The organism is Limimaricola cinnabarinus LL-001 (assembly GCF_000466965.1).
GTDB lineage: Bacteria > Pseudomonadota > Alphaproteobacteria > Rhodobacterales > Rhodobacteraceae > Limimaricola > Limimaricola cinnabarinus.
The window spans coordinates 1-793 of the sequence record NZ_BATB01000172.1; the positions used below are offsets into that span (position 1 = coordinate 1).

Consider the following 793-nt stretch of genomic DNA (forward strand, 5'->3'; position numbering starts at 1 on the left):
CGTAGAACGGCGTTTCGAGAAATTGTCCGTCGATCAGCCGCATGAGGTCGAAGTTCAGCTCGGTCTCCCCGGTTGGCCGGTAGTAGAACGACGATCGCGAGAGCGACAGCAGCCGGCACTGCCGCCCCACAGAGGCGTTGTTGCAGAACTCCCCGCCTGACGGTTTTCATAGCGGATCAGCCGCTTAGATGGGCGGGCATGACGAAGCCCATGCCTGCCCGCTACTGCACGACGAACTGGTCCGCTTACAACGCCGCGCTGCGGAAGCGCGGCTCTCTGCTGATCTGGCTGGACCGGGAGATGACGTGGCTCGCACCGCGTGAGGGACGGCCGGGACGTCCCCCTGTTTTCTCCGAGGGTGCGATACAGTTCTGCTTGTCGATCAAAGTGCTATTCAAGCTGCCGTTGAGGCAAACGGCCGGGATGGTAGCCAGCTTGCTGCGGATGGCAGGGCTGGATTGGCCGGTGCCGGATTACTCGACGCTGTGCCGCAGACAGAAAAGCCTGGCCGTCCAGATCCCGTATCGGCGAGCCAGTGGCCCGCTGAACCTGCTCGTTGACAGCACCGGGATCAAGTTCCTGGGCAATGGCGAATGGCAGGCCCGCAAGCATGGTCCGCAGGGCCGTCGCCAGTGGCGGAAGATCCATCTGGCTATGGATACGGCCACTTCCGACATCCGCGCCGTGGAGTTCACTCCCAGCCGCGACGGTGACAGCCCGGTCCTGCCGGACCTGCTCGAGCAGATCCCCGAGGACGAGCCGATCGACACCGTGACTGTTGGCTGTCACCGAG

At 63.6% G+C, this 793-nt stretch carries 1 protein-coding gene and 1 pseudogene; one reads left to right on the forward strand and one right to left on the reverse strand.

What is annotated here, in order from left to right:
* Positions 1-133: pseudogene (locus MBELCI_RS22200) on the reverse strand (IS3 family transposase); the annotation flags it as partial.
* A gap of 65 nt (positions 134-198) precedes the next feature.
* Between MBELCI_RS22200 and MBELCI_RS18950 the strand changes: the two are divergent.
* Positions 199-793 (forward strand): IS5 family transposase (locus tag MBELCI_RS18950; protein WP_045320572.1); only part of this gene is annotated, 595 nt, incomplete at its 3' end.